We start from the raw sequence: 21971 nt of genomic DNA, 5'->3' as shown, positions 1-21971 counted from the left end.
CTCCTTTCTCTAATTAATAATTTCTGTTGTTTTGTCAGATATTCTAGAAGAACCTTCTTGCCAGTATCTTATAGTATCTCCTGTTTGCAATGCATTATTAAGTTCAAATACATTGTATTCTTTTCTTCTTCTCTTGAACTTTTTGTTAGTAGTAGTTTCTATTACTACACCATTTCTTATAAGTTCAAGTTTTCCTGTAGAATCAGCAGACATTTGCTCGATATAAATTCTCTTATCGCCTACTGATGGCTTTTTAATTATAAGTTTGATTTCATCTGTTTCTTTATCGCTAATTACTGTATCTTCTTTAAATGATTGTTTTACCCATATGAATTTTTTTGCTTTTGGATCTTTATCATCTGGATTAAGAGTTTCCTCTACTAGAGTTACATCTTTCCATCCATTAAATACAGCGTCAATAGTTTTTTCCAAAACAACTGGCGTTGGTATTCTAACTTCTGTTTCTTTCTTGACATAATATTTAGCATTTTTTGGAATGTAGAATTTACTATCATCTGAAACTTTAAATGTTACTAATACCATTCCTTCTGGTTTGTCATCTTTAAGTTTATCGTCTGGTGTTATTTTAGGATCTACTGGTATTACATCTGCAATTGGTTCATATTGTGCTGTGAAGATTTTTTCTGTTTCTCCTGAAGCAAGTGTTAAGTCAAGTGCCTTGTCCCAACCAGAGTTTTCATCTTTTGCCTTGTAGTATTTTGCTGGGTCGATTCCTGGAACTTTTAGGCCTAATTTTTTAGCATCTTCAAAGTTTAATCCTTTTGCAACTTTGTAAGTTACTGTATCTTTTTTATCCTTACCATCTTTTAGTGTTCCATGAGAACCCTCTTTGAAAGTAACTTTTATAAACTCATCTTCAACAGTATCGCCATCGCCAATCTTTTGAACTGAATCTTGCCAGATTGCTATTAGGGTTTTGTCTTCTGTAATTGGAGTTTCAAAATTAAAGTAACTTGTGTCACTTTCTTTTTCCTTCCAACCCATAAAGACTTTACCGTCTAATGTTGGTGCTTTTGGTTCTGTTGCAATCTTTCCATGTTCAACTTCTTGGCTAGGAACATTACTTCCACCTTTTGTATCAAATGTTACTGTGTGTTTTGCTGTATTCCACTCAGCAGTAGCTGTTGTGTTTTTAGTTAATGTTACTTCCTTGCCAGCTTGATAAGTTTTTTCTCCTATCTTCCAGCCTGCGAATGTAGCATTAGGTTTTGCAAGATTTCCTGGACCTGCAAGTCTTACACTTGTACCATAATCTACTTCAAGCTCAGCTGGAACATTGCCAGTCGCTCCTTCGCCAGCCTCATAAGTTAATGTTACCTTAACTAGTCTAAATTTAGCAACATGGATTCTTTCGCTTGTGATTGAATTTTCAGTATCAATTTCTTCATACCATTTAACAAATTCATAGTTATCAGCTGGAAGTGTTTTTGGAACTGCTAATTGTTTTTCATTGGCAGTTTGTCCATCAGCTAATTCAACTAATTTTATTTCAGCCTTTGGATTTACATAGTAGATTTTTTCTAATTTCTTTCCATCAAGTTTACCCTTATTTTCATCTTCTGTCTTAAAGGTTACTTTTACATAGCCTTCTGGAATTACTTGAGTTGGGTCGTCAGTTTTTTCTACTACATCGTCAGACTTGTCAAAATTAAATACAAATTCAGTTTCAGAATCTTTAAATGTTCCTTTTAAAGTTTTATTATCTTTGTTAGTCCAGTTTTCACCATTTACAATGTATCCAACTTCTGGAGTCTTTGTAATCTTTCCAGCTGATTCTGTCATATCAACTTCAACTTCTGGTGATACATAGTAAACTAAATCGCCTGATAGACTTCCGCCTATGCCAGCCTTGAAGATTACTTTTACATAGTTTTCAAGTGCTTCTTCTGGCCTTGTGCCATCTGGTTTAGCAGGTACAACTGGTTCGTGTACTTTAACTTGAATTTCTACAGGCTTTTCATTTGTTCCAACTTTTGAACCGTCAGTATATTCAACTATTACTTTAACCTTACTTTCTCCCGGATTATTTACATCCGGATTTTCAACTATTGTTACATTCTTAATAGTTTTTCCTTCAGGTGGAGTAATCTTATCTTTGATTTCATCAACTGTCGGTGTCTTTCCTTGTGGTGTGTGAACTGTATCTGTTGTCGGAACTTGGTCTTTTATCACTTCAGATTTTACAGAATATTTTGCAAGGATTGTAGTATCATTTTCAAATTTTCCTACTATCTTGTCTTCCCAAGTTCTTGATTTATCTTCTGATTCCCACTTAGAGAAATTCATAGTATATTTTGTAGTATCAGTTGTTATTGTTTTACCTGTTGGGTTTGTTACACCTATAGTTACTTCCCTAGTAGGATTAACCCAGAATGTTTTTTCAAACTTAGTATCATCTGTTGCATTGTCAGTTGTTTTAACTATAACTTTTACATATCCATTTGGTACATCAGGTTTCTTGTTTGGATCTTCTTGTTCAACTACATCCTTAGCATCAACTGGCGTTATTATTGTATCTTCTGTAAACTTATGACGCTTGTCAAAATCAAACTTGCCATTTGCTTTGCCATCGTCATTTTGTTTAACTTGATCAGCTGTCCAGTTAATAAATCCTGTGCCTGCTGCTTCGGTATCTTCAACCTTTAATTCAGGAATTTCTACCCAAGCATTTGGATTTACATAGTAAACTTTATCGTCTTTGTTTGTAAAGTCTTTATTTGGTTTAATTGTAACCTTAATATATCTGTTTTCAGTATTATCCTTTAAAATATCTTTTAGTCCACCATCTTTAGCTTCTTTCTCTTCCGCTTCTTTTAAGAATAGTGGTTTGTCGCCTTCTTTGTTAAGGGCTTCGTAAACATTTTTGTAAATTGTAATTGGTATATCAAGTTCTTGTGGGTCTTTTTTATCAGGGAATGTAACTTTAGCTTTGATATTTACTGTGCGAACAAGCTGGTCTTTGTCGGCAGCTTTTTTTTCATTTACTAAATCATAAACTTGCTGATCGCTTGTTAATTCATTGCCAGCTTCATCGTATAATTTTATTTCAGTTCCTGTTGGAAGATCTTTTACTTGGTCATTTTCTCTCCAAACTAATTGTTTCTTTATATCTTCAATCGTTGGAGCAAAGTTATTTGTCCAATTTCCTTCTGGATCTTTGTAGGCTTCTGTTCTTACTAGACCAGATGCAGATAGACCTGACCATTCAAAGTAAGCTGTAAATACGTAGAAGTTTTCTGCACTATTTTCAACAAGGGTATTTTTGTTTAATAATGGTTTATTATCCCATTTTACAAATTTCTTACCATCATCTGGAGTGATATAATACTTTCCTTCTTCTTTGTCATTAGGTGTTCCATCTGCCTTTTTACCCAATATTTCTGGATCTGGAAGTAGGTCTGATTTAAGTCCCTTTATTACATCGTAGTGAAGTTCTGTAACTTCGTTTCCGTACTTGTCTACAAATGCTCCACCCTTATCTGCCTTGAAAGTTACTCTAACATATCCTTCTGGTGGCTCTTTGTCTCCAGGAACTTCTATTACTCTTACGTCCTTATAATAGAAGGTAATTTCATCACTACCAGTACCATTGATGCCTATTAATTCGTTGGTTTCTTCATTTACATCAAAGAATAGTTGTTGTTGTGGTGCACTTGTAAGAACCCAACCTGGAATTCGTCTATAATTTCTTGCATCATAATAACGATTACCATTTTTTACAAGTTCTTGACCGATAATAGCTCCGTCTTTTTCGTTTTCCTTGCCTTTAAATCTTTCATCTATATAGTTGATCTTGTATTCTCTTTTCCTAAAAGGTCTGTAGAAGAATTTAAAGACATTGTTTTCTGCTTTAGGATTTGGAATTAAATTTCCATTGCCATCATCAATCTTCTCTGGTTCAACCCTAAATGTTTGGAAGAAGGAGTTGTTTAATTTTACGCGATTGTTATATTCTTCGTATTCCTTCTTTAAGTCGCCGGTTAATTTTTTTTGAAGTTCGTCATGAGGTGCTAAGATATATTCGTCATTTTGTCTATCGCCAGTTGTAGCAACTAGGTAGTTTGCACGTTTTTCTTCTAGCCTATCTTTTTTAGGATTAGGCTTTACTAGCTTATCTAACTCATAATTATCGTCCAACATATAATGTAAGACATCAATATCTACCTTTTGATTTGGAACCCAAATCGCTTTTAGATAAATTGGAGATACAACATCATTGCCGAAGGAATATAATTCTGGAACCTTATAGGTTTCTCTATAAGAGTTGTCGATCTCATCTGTGTAGTCACCTGTCTTGGCATCCTTTTTATAGCGAATTACTTCCCAGCCCATAAAGTCGTAGCCCTTCTTTTCTGGTTTAAAGTTCGGTTCTACAAGCTTTTGTCTTTGGATAACTGTAAAGACTTGCTTGTTGCCATCGTTTGTTTCTTTTATAGGATAAGTTGTTTCTTTTTCTTGACCAATATCGCCTTCTTTTACCGTCTTGCGTTTTGTAGTTAATTTGTTTTCATCGATTGTCCTTAAACTACCTCCATTTGGATCAAAGATAACCTTCCACTTATAATCAGGTTCGCCCCATTTGGCGTAGAGAATTTGGTCATAATGAAGTTTTGTTTCTTTTCCGTCTTTTACCAGGTTGTCGCCGGCGGGATCCAGTGCCCAGCCTAAGAAGCTCCAATCATCACGTACCCAATTCGGTTTTTCGGGTTTGTGTGTCGTATCGAGTTTTAAATCATTTAATGGCAATTCATAAGGCACCTCTATAATATTGCCTGCACCATATTCGCTGTCATTTTTTACTGTCTTTGGATCGTTATTTAATTTTAACTTGTACTTATTACGAGAGTAGTTTGCATAATTGTAGGCATTTGCCCCTTTAAAGGATTTTGTGCCCCAAGGAAATTGATCGATGTATTCTATCTTGTCGGCGTCGCTTCTAAAAGGCGTTTTCTTATTTCTCTCTGCATTTAATTCATCAAAAGTTTTACGTGCGTCCCAAGTTCCAACACGACCTTTTTTTAGTCCTATCCATTCTGCCGTCCTTCTCTCTTCTTTAAGGGTAAAACCTTGAAGATGAGGCAAACCGAAGGGATACCCATTAGGTCCAGCTGCACTCGTATCGCTCTTCCAATAGGACATGTCATAATCGATTTGTTCCTTGCCATCGAAATCGTCCTTTATAATATCAATGTGATGGACAACAGATTGTTCATAGGATGTCGATCCTATGGAAATCTCATATTTATCTCTTTTCTTAGTTTCTCCATCCTTTATAGGTATTTGATCTGAGTGACCAAATCCCTCAAACTCTCCTGTTCCCACTACATCTTGACTGTCGATAAAATCTTCTGCACTTAAACGATAAGGTGGAGTATCGCGATAAGCTTGTTCACCCTCGTTATTGTTAATTGTCCAGCCTATTAGGCCGGTGTCTCCTTGTTCTTTATCAGAAGAAGTCGGAAGATTTGAAACTTCCGCATCCTTTGGCCATATTTTATCCAAGCTTTGGTTGAAGCGAACATCTACTTTATAAGGAGATCCTTCTTTTCCTATGACTTTCCCATCTCTTGTTATAATCGGCCAGAAGCTACCTACTATATCAAACGCCTCTCCACTCGCAGCTGTAAAGTAAAGGGTATAGACTCTGCGGTCGTAGTATACGTTGTAGACTGTTTCTCCCGTTGATGATACAGTTTTTTGTACGGTTGGGTCTTTTTCAGAAGCATTTTGCTTCTTAGTCAAGTCTTCATTTAAGACGTAATATCTTTCAAATTCCTCTTTGCTCTCTTGTGCTTTTTCTAAACGTCCGTCATTTAAGTCCGGGAAGGTGATGCCGTGGATATCTAAGTTTGTAAGATCCGGAGTAGAAGCGGTGTCGGCATTGTCTACTCTTCTTGCGCCGATAAAATCGTAGCGATCGCGCAAAGGAAGTGTGTCGTCTTGGTCATTGTAATCCGGCTTTTCAGTCCAAAATTGGATTACATATTCTGCTGTTTCATTTTCAGTCCACTGAGCAGTAAAAGTAAGACTTTCTGCTGGCATAGCATATTTTATGCCATCTTGAAATTTTTCACCTGGCTCAAAGTCTGCTTTTGTAATTAAATCATCTTTAGAAAGAGTTTTTTTATTGCCATCAGCATCAAAATAATTTATATCTTTATCTGCTTTCCAACCTAGAAAATTTGAACCTGGTTTTTTTACATTAAAATCTAATTTAGGAATAGTTTGTCCATAGTAAAGAGTACGATTTGGAAGTTCTGTTCCGCCATCGGTATCAAAATTAACATCATAATGATCACGGTTGTAGCGATATTCAAGTATAAAATTCTCGGCATTTTCTGGAACTTGCATAGCTATAAATGGAGCTTCTGGAACAAATCCCTTCCTCTCTACTTGGTCTAAAGGTATTACTTCCATAGTAGAACCAGTGTTTCCATTTTGTATTGTTCTAAGTTCATGCTTTTTAACTTCATTCTCGTCTACTTCTACCGGGTTAGTACCACCTTTATTAATTAATGTTCCCTTAGTTCCGTCTGAATGTGTGATAGTTCCATCAGGATTTGTGTACTTGGAAAAATCATGCAAGTCTTGGAATACGTGTTTGATTGTTATGGTATTTGATTTGGACTTATATTTAAAGTCTCTTTCTTCCTCATATCTTATTCCATTATTTTTATTGCCAGATTGTGTACCATTTTTTGCAGCTTTAACAATTTCATCATAATTATTAGTGAAAGTATCTTCTAGATGTGACTTGTCGTAGCCTGCAAGTTCTGGAAGTGTAATTACTTTATTAACTTTTGCCTTTTCTTCTTCGCTTGCTGCCTCTCCTACACTGGCAATATAAGGTTGGTAGCCAACTTCATACTTTTCTCCCCTTTGAACCTTATAATCTGTTCTAAGTGTATAAATTTTAGGCTGCTCAGGATTTTTTATTAAATCTTCAGCTTTTTGTCCACTTTTTAGCTTAGCCGGCTTAACAGGCTTCAGCTCATTTATTATCTTTGATTTATCTTGAGATAAATCTTCATAGTTTGAGATTTTTGGTGGATTATATGTTACATTTTCTCTTGTAACCTGTGCAAAAATCTCAACTGGTGTAGATAGGACCATTGTAAAAATAAGTGTCCATATCAATAGTTTCTTTAAAAAATTTTTCACGTTTCCTCCTTTAGTAGTATATATTATTTTTAAATCTCTATATTTATCTTTTACCATAAAATCTTGCAAAATATTTTATATATTATTTTTGCAAATATATTTTTAAATAAAATTTCTAATTTTCTGTTTAAATATCAAACTTAAATAAAAGTCTCACGTGAAAATCTATATAATCTATTTTGATTTAATTTAATGAAGCTAATTTAAGAATTGTAGTTTCAAACAAAATTTTATATTAAAAATATAATATATCTTAAAAATACCTTCAATAGCTAACTTAAATCCCAAATTATAGATACTTACGATTTGTATTGTATTAATTCACTTTCCTTCCTAAGCATTATTTATTGAATTAGGTATTTCAAATAATTATATTTTATTTGCCTAAATATTCTTATACACTTTAATTATAGCCTTTTTTTGCATAAAATTCAAATAAAAATGGTATGATTTAAAATTATTTTAAATATTTTTTAAAATGATATTTTGATGTAAAAAAAGAATTTTAAAGTATATTTTTTAATTAAAAATTTATATTAATATTTCTAAATATAAAAAATACTTATATAATTTTTAATTTTATTATGAATAAAAAATTCTCCTACTTTAATATATTTACCCTAAAATGCTTAGTCTAAATATATGTTTTTTAATCTTTATCTTTATTAATAAAAATTTATTATGTCTTAATAATTTAAATAAGAGATATTTTTCTTATATTTTATCTTTAATATTATATTATATTTTTAATATTTATCTTGAAGCTTTTTACTATATTAATTTTCAAGTAGTTATTATTTATAATTAATTTATAAATCACCTCTAATATTATTTAAGTTTTTATAAAAGATACTTATATAAAAAAGATTATATGTATATAAAAAGTTTTTCCAAGCAAAAAAGACCGATTGCTCGGTCTTTTCTGTCTTTATTCTCAGAACTATTTTGTAAGCTCTTCTAATACTTTATCGCTTACCATCCTTTGTCCACCTACTGCTGTTATAGCTTTTATATTTTCTTCTTCTATATATTCTGTAAGTGACTTAGGTGCTGTGTCTGCATTTGTTAATAGGATTGGCATGTCTAGTAATCCTGCTACTGGTGATATTACTAGTGCGTCTGCAAATACGTGTCCATTTGCTAGGAATATGCTTTCTCTTCCTGCAAATTTTTCTTTTGCTATTTTCACTGCTGTTTCAAACCTATCTTCTCCTGCTATTCTTTCTATTAGGCCTGGTAGGTCTTTTGCGACTTTTTCACTTATTGTGTTTACTCCGCCTGCTAGATATACGTTTTTGATTCCTAGTTCTTTGAATGCTTTGTTTATGCTTTCTGGTATTTCATTTTTCTTTACTAGTAGGATTGGGTATTCTTCTCTTGCTGCAAATGCTCCTATTGTAAGGGCGTCTGCGAAGACTTCTCCACTTGCTATTACTGCGTAGCCTTTTTTGACCTGTTAGTCCTACTACTCTTCTTGCTACTTCAGCTGATGTTTCGTATCTGTCTTTTCCTGCTAGTCTTTCTACTGTGTCTTTGTCGTAGTTTGCTAGTTCTTTTGCGACTTTTTCTGATATTGAGTTTTCTCCTCCGACTATGATTACATCTTCTGCTCCTAGTCTCTTGATTTCTGCTGCTACTCTTGGGTCTAACTTATTTGTGTTTGTTAGTAGTATTGGCGCTCTTAAGATTTTGGATAGTACTGATGCTGTCATTGAGTCTGGGAAGTCTTTTTCATCTGCTATTATTACTATTTTTGATTTGTCAAAGTATTTCTTTGATACTTCTATTCCTGTTTCTATTCTGTCTTTTCCGCTTGTCCTATCTGTTTCTGGCTTTGGTTCTGGTTTTGGCTCAGGTTTTGGTTCTGGACTTGGGATTGGATCTGGTACTAAAACTGTGGTTTGTTTCTTAGCAAAAATAGCGTAGTAGCTAGCATCTTCTCTTAGACTTGGTACAAATTTTTCAGATGTTGAAACAGTATTTCCATCTTTATCCATCCATCTTACAAATTTATAACCATCTTTTGGAGTTGCTGTTGAACCACTTATAACTCCGCCGTCTTTTGCTACAGTTTCTGACTTAGGAGAAACTGTACCCATATCATTTCCAACAGGAATATATTTGATTGTAAATTCTGTTGGCTTTGGTTCTACTGGTTCAACTTTTTCAAATATAGCTATATAAGTTGCTTCTTCTCTTAAAGTTGGTACAAATTTTGCTTTATCTGATACCTTAGTTCCAGCAATATTAATCCATTTTACAAATTTGTAGCCTGTTTTCGCTGTCGCTGTTGAGCCTTTTATTTCTCCGCCATCAATTGCTACTGTTTCTTCTGCTGGAGAAACTGTTCCCATTTTAGTATCCATAGAGATATATTTGATTGTGAATTCTGTTGGCTCTGGTATTACTTCTTCTTCTTTTTCAAATACAGCTATATAAGTTGCAGATTTTCTTTCTGTTGGTACAAATTTTGCTTTATCTGATACCTTAGTTCCAGCAATATCTATCCATTTTACAAATTTGTAGCCTGTTTTCGCTGTCGCTGTTGAGCCTTTTATTTCTCCACCATCAATTGCTACTATTTCTTCTGCTGGGTCTACTGTTCCCTTATCAGTGTCAGAAGAGATATATTTGATTGTGAAGTCTGTTGGCTCTGGTGTTACTTCTTCTTCTTTTTCAAATACTGCTATATATGTTGCAGCTTTTCTATCTTGTGGTACAAATTTTGCGTCTGTTGATACTTGATTTCCTTCTGTATCTATCCATTTTACAAATTTGTAGCCTTCGTTTGCTGTTGCTGTTGAACCCTTTATTTTTCCAGTTTCATTTTCAGCGTTTATATCTGTCTTCACTGTTTCTAATGCTGGATTTACTGTTCCCATTTTAGTATCCATTGAAATATAAGTTATTTCAAACTCATTTGGATTAGTATGGTCACAGTCAAAGTTTGCTACATAGTATCTGTCTTTAGTTATTTCTGTTTCATCATTAGTTAAATCAGGTTCCCAGTTTGGATGTCCAACCTTATAGCCTTTTTCGATATATTCATTTTTAACTTTTATAGTTGGAGGAGTAATTTCCTTCATTGTCTTCTTAGCTTCTGGATTTACATAGAAAACTGTTTCGCCTTCTAATGTTCCATTTTTATCTACTAAGAATCTTACAGTAACATAGCCTTCTGGTTTATCAACTTCACCGTTATTATCATCATGACCATTTATAATGTCATCTAACTTATTGTATTGAGCAATGTAAGTTGCATCTTTTTTTATTTCTGTTTCTTTAGCAAATTCTGGATCCCATTTTGGATCTGCTACTTTATAACCTATATTAGCTTTAATAGTAGGTTCAGTTAAATCAGAATTCTTAACTCCTGCCTTTGGATTAACATAGAACTTAGTAGGTCCTTCTAGGCTTCCATGGTCTCCAGCTAAGAACTTAACAGTTACATAGTCTTTTGGTTTATCATCATCTGTATCTGGTGTAGTATCTTCGATAATATCTCCTTTTTTAGCAGCGTTTGCTGTAAAGATATTGTTTGTTTTAGAAACTATAAAGCCTTCGCCGCTTCCATTTCCAGTCCATTTAGCTGGCTCAGTGTAGCCAGTTTCTAACTCTACTTCTGGGAAGTCTGCATCTTCTAATTTTGTTCCAGCTTTATATAATACAGTCTTTATTAAATCTTTGTCTTCAGCATCTTTTTTAATGCCTTCGCCAGCTTTAAATTGAACTTCAAGTCCATCTTTTGGAAGTGGCCAATCTTCATTATTATCTGTAATTTCTTCTTTTTCTTCTCTTACATATAGATTTTGATTTTCTACTACTAATTTTGAACCATCTTCAAATGTTACTAAAAGATTTCCAGTATATTTACCTTTAGCTGCTGATGTTCTTTCAGTTTGTGGAGCGTCTTCTGTTCCATTTTTTCCAAGGTCTGTTACTGTAGCCTTGTCAAGTATAGCTTGTAAGTCTGCATTTGCTTCTTTTAACTTAACTCCGTCATTCCAGTTAATACCATCTTTTACCCAAACTGAAATATCTTGTGGAGCAAGTTTATCTTTTAGTGTTACAGAGTCAGCTTCTTTACCCTTAATTGTATAAACAATATTTGTGGCATTGTTACAACCTTCTTGTTCTATTGTTAGATCAAGTTTTACTTCCTTGTTAATAAATAACTGAAGTGTATCTTCATCTAGATTAAGAGCTTCGCCATTCTTTAATGTGTTACCTACATGACCACCAATTATTAGCTTAAGGTTACCCATAAATGAAGCTTTTATTTTTTCTTCACTGTTTCTATCTTCTTCTGGTAAATTATTCTTTGCATATTCCCAAACTGAATCTAAATCAATAGGAGCATTTTCGCTAATTTTAATCTTTGTAAGGTGTTTTTCTTTATATAGCTTAGTTAATCCTGCAATTAATCCGCTTCCGCTCATTTCAGTTAGTTTTGCATCTTTGTTTAAGATAGCAACTGTTACTGTATGAGTTTTTTCATCAAATTTGCCTATATAAGCATCTTTTCTTTGAGCAACTCCAGCAAACATAGAATTTGCTGCTTGTTCAAATTGTTCTTTAAGGCCTTCTTCTGTTAAACATTGTAAGGCATTTGCTTTTGCTTCGAAAATTTTATCTTCTGTTACAGTAACTTCACCAAGATTTTCAACTTTAGTTTCTCCATCATACCATGCTGGATTGTCATAACCTTGTTGAGCAACTGGGTCAAATGCTATTCCAGCTTCTTTAAGTGTCTTTCCATCAAATACTGCATAAGTTGCATATTTTTCGTTGTCTTCAACGCCTATTCCTTGCTTAAGAGTTACTTTGTGTACTCCTTTAGGAAGAGTGTCATTTGGATCTATCTTGTCGCCGTTTTTAATAAACTTAGCTACTGCAACATCGCCATCTGCAACTACTTTATTAGTTGGCATTTCCCATTTTAAGAACTTATAAGTTTCTGTATCGTTAGTAGTAGGCATTGTAAATTCTGCCCATGTCTTTTGTGGTTTTGTAATTCTTACAAGGGCTGATATTACAGATTTTTCTGCAACATTATCTAATGTAAGAGTTCCTGATGGGTTTGGATCTACCTTAAATGCTACTCTAACAAAGTCTTTTGCTACTACATCTTTTCCATCTTTATCCTTTTTAGGAATATTTTGATCTTTTGGATCTGTTGGTTTTTCAGGATCAGTTGGTTCGTAAGGGATTACGTCCTTGTCTGAGTCATTTAGTTGTCCTGTTATATAGTAGGTTACAGATACTTCATTATCGCATCCAGCTTCTTTGATATATAACTTAACTGCTACTGTCTTTCCCGCAAAATCTTCAAGTGTTTGTAGGTTTGGAACACCTTGTATATTAAGTTCATTTCCTATACCTGCAGCTACAAGTAAAGAAAAATCATTCATATTAAGTCCATCTGGAAGATTAATTCTATCTTGGGCACCTATTTGAACTGCTACAACATTGTTGTTTTCTTTTAAGTCAAATAATCCTGCTACAAGACCTGTTCCTTTTAGTTTTTTAAACTCTTGTGTTTTATCAAGAATTGTTACAGTTACCTTGTGCTTGTCAGCATCATAAACTGCAGAATAAACTCCAGGCTTAGAGCTTATGCTTGCAAATTTTGCATTTGCAGCTTTTTCAAAATCTTCTTTTAGTTTTTCTTTTGTTTTACACTCTACAGGTTTTTTTGTTGCACTTGCTGTAAATTCATTATTGTCTTTACTTACAACATAGTTTTTAGGATTGCTTGCTATATTGCCCTTCCAAGTAACTGGATCTGAGTAACCTTCATTTGCTTGGGCCTTTATTAATTCAAATATTGTTGCTTTAAGCTGTGAATGCTTATAGGTGCTTAGGTCTGTTCCTGGTTTAACTTTATAAGTTGCATAAAGTACAGGACTATCTTTATCGCCTTCAGTAGTAACACTGTCTTTTACAACTTTTACACCTTCGCCTAAATAGAATTTAACTTCTATAGCGTCTTTTGGTGCTTCTTCTTCGTTAGAAACGAAGTTTTCCTTAACAATTAAATTTTGTTTGTCGATAATTAAACTTGAACCATCGCTGAAAGTAACTTTAACTTTACCAGGAATATTTCCAACTGTGTCAGTCTTTCTTGCTGGATTTGTTGCTTCTTCAACTGTGGCATCATTAAGATAAGTTTTGTATTCTGTGTTATCTTTGTTTGCATCATTAAGTTCTACTCCGTCTTTCCAGTTAATTTCATCTACTGGAGCATCTTTCCATACAACTATATTCTTTGGATCAAGCTTGTCTTTTAGTATAGATGATATAGCTTCTTTACCTTTAATTGTATAGTCAATAGTTACAGCATTATTACATCCAGGTTGTTTAACCTTAACTTGTAGAGTAATACTTTTACCTATAAAATCTTCTAATCCTTTTAGGTTTCCATTGGAAATAGCATTGGCCATATCAAAAAGAACAAGCTGTTTAACATCATTCATGGTCATAGTTGATGTAATAACTCTTTCATCCTCACTACCTATCTTAAATGAATATAGATAGTTATTATCTTTTAAATCCCATAGGTTAGAAATTAAGCCAGTTCCAGAAATTTCACCTATACCCTTAGTCTTATCTATTATTGCAACTTCAACTGTTTTTGTTGCCCTGTCATAAGATCCAATATAAACACCCGCTTTACTATTTATCTTAGAGAATAAACCATCAGCGGCATTTTCAAATTGATTCTTAAGAGCATCTTTAGTTAAACAACGAAAATCTTCTTTTTTAGTATATTCTGCTGTAATTTCTGTCTCAACAGTAAATTTTTGAGTTAAATCTTTATCCCAACCTTTAAATATAAAACCTTCGTCAGGTGTTACTGTTGGAGCTGGAACTGTTACTTCATTTTCTGGATTTACCCAGTAAGTAACAATTTCATCGTTACCAATTACCCCATGTTCACCCTTTAAAAAGCTTACTTTAACAAAATTACCTGGTACGTCTGGTTTATCTTCTCCAGGATTTTGAGCAACTACATCGTCTCCAGTATATTTATATTGGGCAATGTGCTTTGTAGCTGAATCGTATTTTTTAGCTAGTTCTGGCTTCCAATTTGCAAAATCCCAACCTGTATTTGCTTTAACATTTGGTGCTTTTAAAACAGAATCCATTTCTACGCCTTTAAGGACATAGTAAGTTTTGTTTTCAGTAATTTTACCATGATCAGCTTGATCAAATGTTACTGCTACATAGTCAGGGTCATTAGCATAGTTAGAATCTTCTGTCCAAATTGGTTTTTCAGTAAATTCTATACTTGTTGGCTCGATTCCTTTTGGATCAACCTTAATTTCTGGTTTGTAAAGCTTACCATCAGCGGCTAAATATCCATCTGCATTAAGGTTAGTAATTACAAATTTTAAGTCCTTTCTTAAAGCATCCGCATCACGTGATCTAATTCTGTTACTGAATTTTTGTAAATCAGTTGTTGCTGGAATATCTTTTTCATTTTTTCTAGTTAGATTGTTTAATTTTATCTTGCTAGTAGTTGAAGTTGGGTTTTCTACTTCGTTGCCAGCTTTGTCAAATGTCTTTACAAAGAATTGAGAATTTCTAACTTGGATTATTTCAAGTTTTGCTAAAGTTTCTCTACCTACGACTGGTCCTGATGGATTTTTTTCTATTTGAAGCATTTTTAAAAGAATAGTATCTTGATTGCTTCCTAAATCTACAGTTACTTCATACTTTCCATCTAAAACATCTTGTTGTAATACTTGCTTTGGAAATCTTATCTTTTTAGTATCTTTATCTATTGGAAAATATTGTTTATCTGTTCCATCAATTTTGCTTAATGTTACATTGACTTGATCATTTCCAAATACACCTTTAAATGCTTCTGCTGCATCTAGACCGTCAAGCCAATTAAATTCTACTTCCAAATCAACATACGTTTTTTCAAAAGGTGGATCTTCTTCACCATTAGCTTGTAATGCTTTAGCTGGTTTTGCTTTTCTTGAATTAAAAAGCTTTGATGAACCTTTTTTATCCTTTGGTAAAAGCAATTTTACTTTGGCAACACCATTTTCAGTACTGCCTTCTAGCTCTATATTATTATCCGGTTTTTCGGATAGTCCAGCTGCAAAAGCTGGACTAACTGTTCCGAAAACCATACTAATAGCTAGAAGTAAAGCTATTAATCTCTTCATTTTTCCTCCTAAATTATCTTACTAATTGTTTCATCTTGCCTACTTTATTAGCAAGTTTAGCTTCATAAATAACTATATCTCCCTTTTCTAGATCAGAGTCAAGATCTATTTCGTCAAATTCACCTGAGGCAGTAATTGTTTTGTTAAATATTTCAGTTCCACCTCTTAAAACTTTAACAACAACACTTGCATTTTTTTCAGTTTTAAATGCTAAGAAATCATCACCATCATAAGGTCTTTCAGCTTTCATTATAAGAGGCTCAGGCTTTGCATTAAGATCAGCTTCAAATTCTGTTTTGTTACCAAATTTATCTTCAGCAACTAATTTAATTTTATTGTCTTTTAATTTTGCTTTTTTAATTAACTTACTTAAATCCACTGTCTTTTCACTTGCTTCTTCGAGATAATATAGTTCTCCATCTGTTCCCTCATAGTAAATCTTAAGAATACCTGTATCATCTTTTGCAGTTGTATCTATCTTAATTTCATAACTATAAGGTTCTTGCTTAACGATAACTCCTATAACAGTTTGTCCATTCTCATCCTTATGAGTGAATTCAGGACCTTTTTTGTCTAAAGTTACTTTGGTCTTTGATTCAGATGGTTTTTTATCAGGCTCAGTAGTTACAACTTTAATAACATCTTTATCTTCAGTCTTGTCATCATCTAAAGGAATAGTTATTTTGTCTCCAGGTTTTTTATCTTCTGGAATAGTTGTATTTCCAACTACTTCAGTGGTGCCATCTTCTTTTTCTTTTACAATATCAATTACAGTTCCTGGTTCTACACCTTCTGGAATAGTAACTTCAACAGTTGGTTTTCCGTCAGGAGTATTTGGTGTTTGTTTAGGATCTGTTACTGGTGTAGATTCTTCAGCTTGTTTGTCATTTACAGTTATTGTTCCCGGTGAGTTTGCTTCGATTTCTTTTCCGTCTTTGTCGTTTACTTTTGCTACAAAGTGGTTTCCATTGTTTGATTTCGCTAATTCTGTTGCTTCAGCTGGTGTTACTGTGATTCCAAATTCGCCTAACTTATCTTTTGTTACTACTTGGGTGTTTCCATTTTCGTCGGTTAGTGTGATTTCTAATCCGTCGTGTTCTGGCTTGTCACCTTCTGTATAAGTCATCTTAGTTGGATCTTTTGTAAATTCAATTTTTGTAACTTTGTCTTTGTTAAATGCTGAACTTACTGCTGATGCTTTGAAATCTGTGTTTGTTGTTATTGCTTGATCCCATGGATTTTTTACATTCCATGATGGGTCTTTGAAGTTTTCTTCTGCTTCTGGTGTTGGGAATTTGTCTTGTGCTAGTTTGCTATCTTTAAATACTGCATAAGATTTTCCGTAAAGAGCGTTGTCTTTTATTGATGTTTCATCTCTTAAGACTTTTACTTCAAATACTCCATCTGGTAAGTCTGTTCCTGGTACAATTTCTTGACCATCTTTTACAAACTTAGCTGTATAAACTTTTCCATTTTCTACTTCTACTGTTGATTCTGGTAGAGTTGGATCCCAGCTTAAGAATTTAACTGTGTCGTCTACTGGTTTTGTAGCTGGTACAGTTACTTTATCCCATTTTGATCCTTTTTTAACTAGAACTGAGATTACTTCTTTATCTTTTAGGTCTCCTAGTTCTAATTTTCCTTTAGCGATGTCTTCTGTCTTGAACGCTACAATGTTGTATTGACTCTTGTCAATCTTTCCTTTGTCGTCTTCTGTTGGAATGTTTTTATCGTCTGGATTTGTTGGGTTATCTTTGTCTTCTGGTTCGTAAGGAATTACTTCTGTATCTGATATCTTATCATTTACAGTTATTGTTCCTGGTGAGTTTGCTTCGATTTCTTTTCCGTCTTTGTCGTTTACTTTTGCTACAAAGTGGTTTCCATTGTTTGATTTCGCTAATTCTGTTGCTTCAGCTGGTGTTACTGTGATTCCAAATTCGCCTAACTTATCTTTTGTTACTACTTGGGTGTTTCCATTTTCGTCGGTTAGTGTGATTTCTAATCCGTCGTGTTCTGGCTTGTCACCTTCTGTATAAGTCATCTTAGTTGGATCTTTTGTAAATTCAATTTTTGTAACTTTGTCTTTGTTAAATGCTGAACTTACTGCTGATGCTTTGAAATCTGTGTTTGTTGTTATTGCTTGATCCCATGGATTTTTTACATTCCATGATGGGTCTTTGAAGTTTTCTTCTGCTTCTGGTGTTGGGAATTTGTCTTGTGCTAGTTTGCTATCTTTAAATACTGCATAAGATTTTCCGTAAAGAGCGTTGTCTTTTATTGATGTTTCATCTCTTAAGACTTTTACTTCAAATACTCCATCTGGTAAGTCTGTTCCTGGTACAATTTCTTGACCATCTTTTACAAACTTAGCTGTATAAACTTTTCCATTTTCTACTTCTACTGTTGATTCTGGTAGAGTTGGATCCCAGCTTAAGAATTTAACTGTGTCGTCTACTGGTTTTGTAGCTGGTACAGTTACTTTATCCCATTTTGATCCTTTTTTAACTAGAACTGAGATTACTTCTTTATCTTTTAGGTCTCCTAGTTCTAATTTTCCTTTAGCGATGTCTTCTGTCTTGAACGCTACAATGTTGTATTGACTCTTGTCAATCTTTCCTTTGTCGTCTTCTGTTGGAATGTTTTTATCGTCTGGATTTGTTGGGTTATCTTTGTCTTCTGGTTCGTAAGGAATTACTTCTGTATCTGATATCTTATCATTTACAGTTATTGTTCCTGGTGAGTTTGCTTCGATTTCTTTTCCGTCTTTGTCGTTTACTTTTGCTACAAAGTGGTTTCCATCGTTTGATTTCGCTAATTCTGTTGCTTCAGCTGGTGTTACTGTGATTCCAAATTCGCCTAACTTATCTTTTGTTACTACTTGGGTGTTTCCATTTTCGTCGGTTAGTGTGATTTCTAATCCGTCGTGTTCTGGCTTGTCACCTTCTGTATAAGTCATCTTAGTTGGATCTTTTGTAAATTCAATTTTTGTAACTTTGTCTTTGTTAAATGCTGAACTTACTGCTGATGCTTTGAAATCTGTGTTTGTTGTTATTGCTTGATCCCATGGATTTTTTACATTCCATGATGGGTCTTTGAAGTTTTCTTCTGCTTCTGGTGTTGGGAATTTGTCTTGTGCTAGTTTGCTATCTTTAAATACTGCATAAGATTTTCCGTAAAGAGCGTTGTCTTTTATTGATGTTTCATCTCTTAAGACTTTTACTTCAAATACTCCATCTGGTAAGTCTGTTCCTGGTACAATTTCTTGACCGTCTTTTACAAACTTAGCTGTATAAACTTTTCCATTTTCTACTTCTACTGTTGATTCTGGTAGAGTTGGATCCCAGCTTAAGAATTTAACTGTGTCGTCTACTGGTTTTGTAGCTGGTACAGTTACTTTATCCCATTTTGATCCTTTTTTAACTAGAACTGAGATTACTTCTTTATCTTTTAGGTCTCCTAGTTCTAATTTTCCTTTAGCGATGTCTTCTGTCTTGAACGCTACAATGTTGTATTGACTCTTGTCAATCTTTCCTTTGTCGTCTTCTGTTGGAATGTTTTTATCGTCTGGATTTGTTGGGTTATCTTTGTCTTCTGGTTCGTAAGGAATTACTTCTGTATCTGATATCTTATCATTTACAGTTATTGTTCCTGGTGAGTTTGCTTCGATTTCTTTTCCGTCTTTGTCGTTTACTTTTGCTACAAAGTGGTTTCCATCGTTTGATTTCGCTAATTCTGTTGCTTCAGCTGGTGTTACTGTGATTCCAAATTCGCCTAACTTATCTTTTGTTACTACTTGGGTGTTTCCATTTTCGTCTGTTAGAGTAATTTCTAATCCGTCGTGTTCTGGCTTGTCACCTTCTGTATAAGTCATCTTAGTTGGATCTTTTGTAAATTCAATTTTTGTAACTTTGTCTTTGTTAAATGCTGAACTTACTGCTGATGCTTTGAAATCTGTGTTTGTTGTTATTGCTTGATCCCATGGATTTTTTACATTCCATGATGGGTCTTTGAAGTTTTCTTCTGCTTCTGGTGTTGGGAATTTGTCTTGTGCTAGTTTGCTATCTTTAAATACTGCATAAGATTTTCCGTAAAGAGCGTTGTCTTTTATTGATGTTTCATCTCTTAAGACTTTTACTTCAAATACTCCATCTGGTAAGTCTGTTCCTGGTACAATTTCTTGACCATCTTTTACAAACTTAGCTGTATAAACTTTTCCATTTTCTACTTCTACTGTTGATTCTGGTAGAGTTGGATCCCAGCTTAAGAATTTAACTGTGTCGTCTACTGGTTTTGTAGCTGGTACAGTTACTTTATCCCATTTTGATCCTTTTTTAACTAGAACTGAGATTACTTCTTTATCTTTTAGGTCTCCTAGTTCTAATTTTCCTTTAGCGATGTCTTCTGTCTTGAACGCTACAATGTTGTATTGACTCTTGTCAATCTTTCCTTTGTCGTCTTCTGTTGGAATGTTTTTATCGTCTGGATTTGTTGGGTTATCTTTGTCTTCTGGTTCGTAAGGAATTACTTCTGTATCTGATATCTTATCATTTACAGTTATTGTTCCTGGTGAGTTTGCTTCGATTTCTTTTCCGTCTTTGTCGTTTACTTTTGCTACAAAGTGGTTTCCATTGTTTGATTTCGCTAATTCTGTTGCTTCAGCTGGTGTTACTGTGATTCCAAATTCGCCTAACTTATCTTTTGTTACTACTTGGGTGTTTCCATTTTCGTCGGTTAGTGTGATTTCTAATCCGTCGTGTTCTGGCTTGTCACCTTCTGTATAAGTCATCTTAGTTGGATCTTTTGTAAATTCAATTTTTGTAACTTTGTCTTTGTTAAATGCTGAACTTACTGCTGATGCTTTGAAATCTGTGTTTGTTGTTATTGCTTGATCCCATGGATTTTTTACATTCCATGATGGGTCTTTGAAGTTTTCTTCTGCTTCTGGTGTTGGGAATTTGTCTTGTGCTAGTTTGCTATCTTTAAATACTGCATAAGATTTTCCGTAAAGAGCGTTGTCTTTTATTGATGTTTCATCTCTTAAGACTTTTACTTCAAATACTCCATCTGGTAAGTCTGTTCCTGGTACAATTTCTTGACCGTCTTTAATATACTTAGCTGTTACTTCTAATGCTTCTGTGATTGCTGTTGTATCAGCTTTATCCCAGACTGTAAACTTGTAATTATCGTTTGCTGTTACTCCTGGTTTTGTAATGTGTTCTAGGGTTTTGTTTGCATCTGGGTTTACCCAGTATTTTGTTGTTCCAGATAATGTTCCGTGGTCTCCTGGCTTGAATTCTACTAATACAAAGTTTGATGGTACGTCTGGTATGTCATTGCCTGGTTGTGGAACTACATCTGGTCCATTATATTTATATTGTGCAACATGTTCTGTAGCTGTATCATATTTTGTTGCTAAAGCTGGATTCCACGCTTCTGTTCCAGTCTTTTGTGTCCAGCCATTATTTGCTGTAACAGCTGGTGGAGTTAAAGTAGAATCCATTTCCACGCCTTTGAAGACGTAATAGGTTTTGTTTGCTACTATTGTTCCGTGTTCGCCTGCTGCAAAAGTTACAGCTACATAGTCAGGGTCAGTGATTTGTGTTCCAGGGTTTTCTGGATCGTCAATCCTTGGTTCTGTTTCTGTTACGATTGGTTTTTCTGTAAATGTGATTACTGTAGGGTCGATTCCATTTTCATCAACTACAGGTGTACCTGGTTTATAAACTTTATTAGCATTTTTATCTACTAATACGCCATTTTCTAAACCTTCAACAGTAAAAGTTAGACCACTGTTAATATTCTTTCTGTTTTTAAGATTAGCTTCTCTTGGAGATAAAACTTCTGTTTTTTTTGAGCCTTCAGGGATTTCTATTTCTTTTTCAAGACTTCCTGCAGTAAGTTTTATCTTGCCCTTTGTAGCTGCTGTTGTAGGATTTGTAGCTTCATTTCCTGCCTTAACTGTTTTTACAATTAGGTCTGTATTTCTTAGTTGATATAGTGAAAGTGTAAATACAGCTGTAAAGGTGTCGTAGTCAACGTCATAAGAACTTTCTTTGAATGTGAAGTTACCAGCTACTTTTTCTCCGTCAAATTCAATGTAGATTTTTTTATCTACTAAGTCGTATTGGGAGAACTTGCCATTAACATCAATAGTCTTGGTATCTTTGTTAATTTCAAAGCTCACTTCTTGCTCTGTACTTCCGTCAGGATATATTAAAGCAACATTGACATCTGGTGCTTCAGTGCCAAAAACAGCATCGAAGTCAAATTCATTATTTTCAATACCGAATTTTTCTATATCAATTCTAATATAGGTTTCTCCATGACTTAAATCATTAGGATTACCACTACGTGTTTGGAATCTTCTGTTGAATAGGCTAAAGCTACTTTGTTTCGCTTGTCTTAGTTCTGATACCGGGATTTCTACTGCTGCACTAAGCTTACCGTTGTGTTCTTCTAATTCACTTGAAGTCTGGCTGGTTTCTGTAATTAATTTATGGGAAGTAGGTCCAGCTGCAAAAACTGGACTTACTGTTCCCAATAATATACAGATAGCAAGAATCAAGGAGATTAATTTATTTTTCATTGCTCCTCCTTCTTAGTTCTCTT

General features: G+C 34.0%; 4 protein-coding genes. All 4 read right to left on the bottom strand.

The genetic code is table 11. From position 1 onward, the window contains the following. Nucleotides 1-9: 9 nt before the first annotated feature. Complete coding sequence (locus VLK81_RS05130; RefSeq protein ID WP_407651965.1) at nt 10-7134, bottom strand: InlB B-repeat-containing protein; 7125 nt, start codon at nt 7132-7134, stop codon at nt 10-12. A gap of 988 nt (nt 7135-8122) precedes the next feature. After that, nucleotides 8123-8578 (bottom strand): cell wall-binding repeat-containing protein, encoded by a 456-nt coding sequence (locus tag VLK81_RS09785; RefSeq protein ID WP_407651964.1) that lies wholly within the window; start codon nt 8576-8578, stop codon nt 8123-8125. Beyond that, on the bottom strand, nt 8523-15362 hold the full coding sequence (locus tag VLK81_RS05120) for an InlB B-repeat-containing protein (RefSeq protein ID WP_324619594.1): 6840 nt from the start codon (nt 15360-15362) through the stop codon (nt 8523-8525). The genes VLK81_RS09785 and VLK81_RS05120 overlap by 56 nt, the downstream gene beginning before the upstream one ends. A 13-nt stretch (nt 15363-15375) precedes the next feature. Beyond that, nucleotides 15376-21948 carry a hypothetical protein gene (locus VLK81_RS05115; RefSeq protein WP_324619593.1) on the bottom strand — a complete coding sequence of 2191 codons (6573 nt, stop codon included), beginning with the start codon at nt 21946-21948 and terminating at the stop codon, nt 15376-15378. Nucleotides 21949-21971: the final 23 nt, after the last annotated feature.

The sequence above is a fragment of the Citroniella saccharovorans genome, assembly GCF_035481615.1.
GTDB classification, from domain to species: domain Bacteria; phylum Bacillota; class Clostridia; order Tissierellales; family Peptoniphilaceae; genus Citroniella; species Citroniella saccharovorans.
Note: the sequence above shows the minus strand (reverse complement) of the source record. Positions and strands in the feature narration are given on the sequence as shown.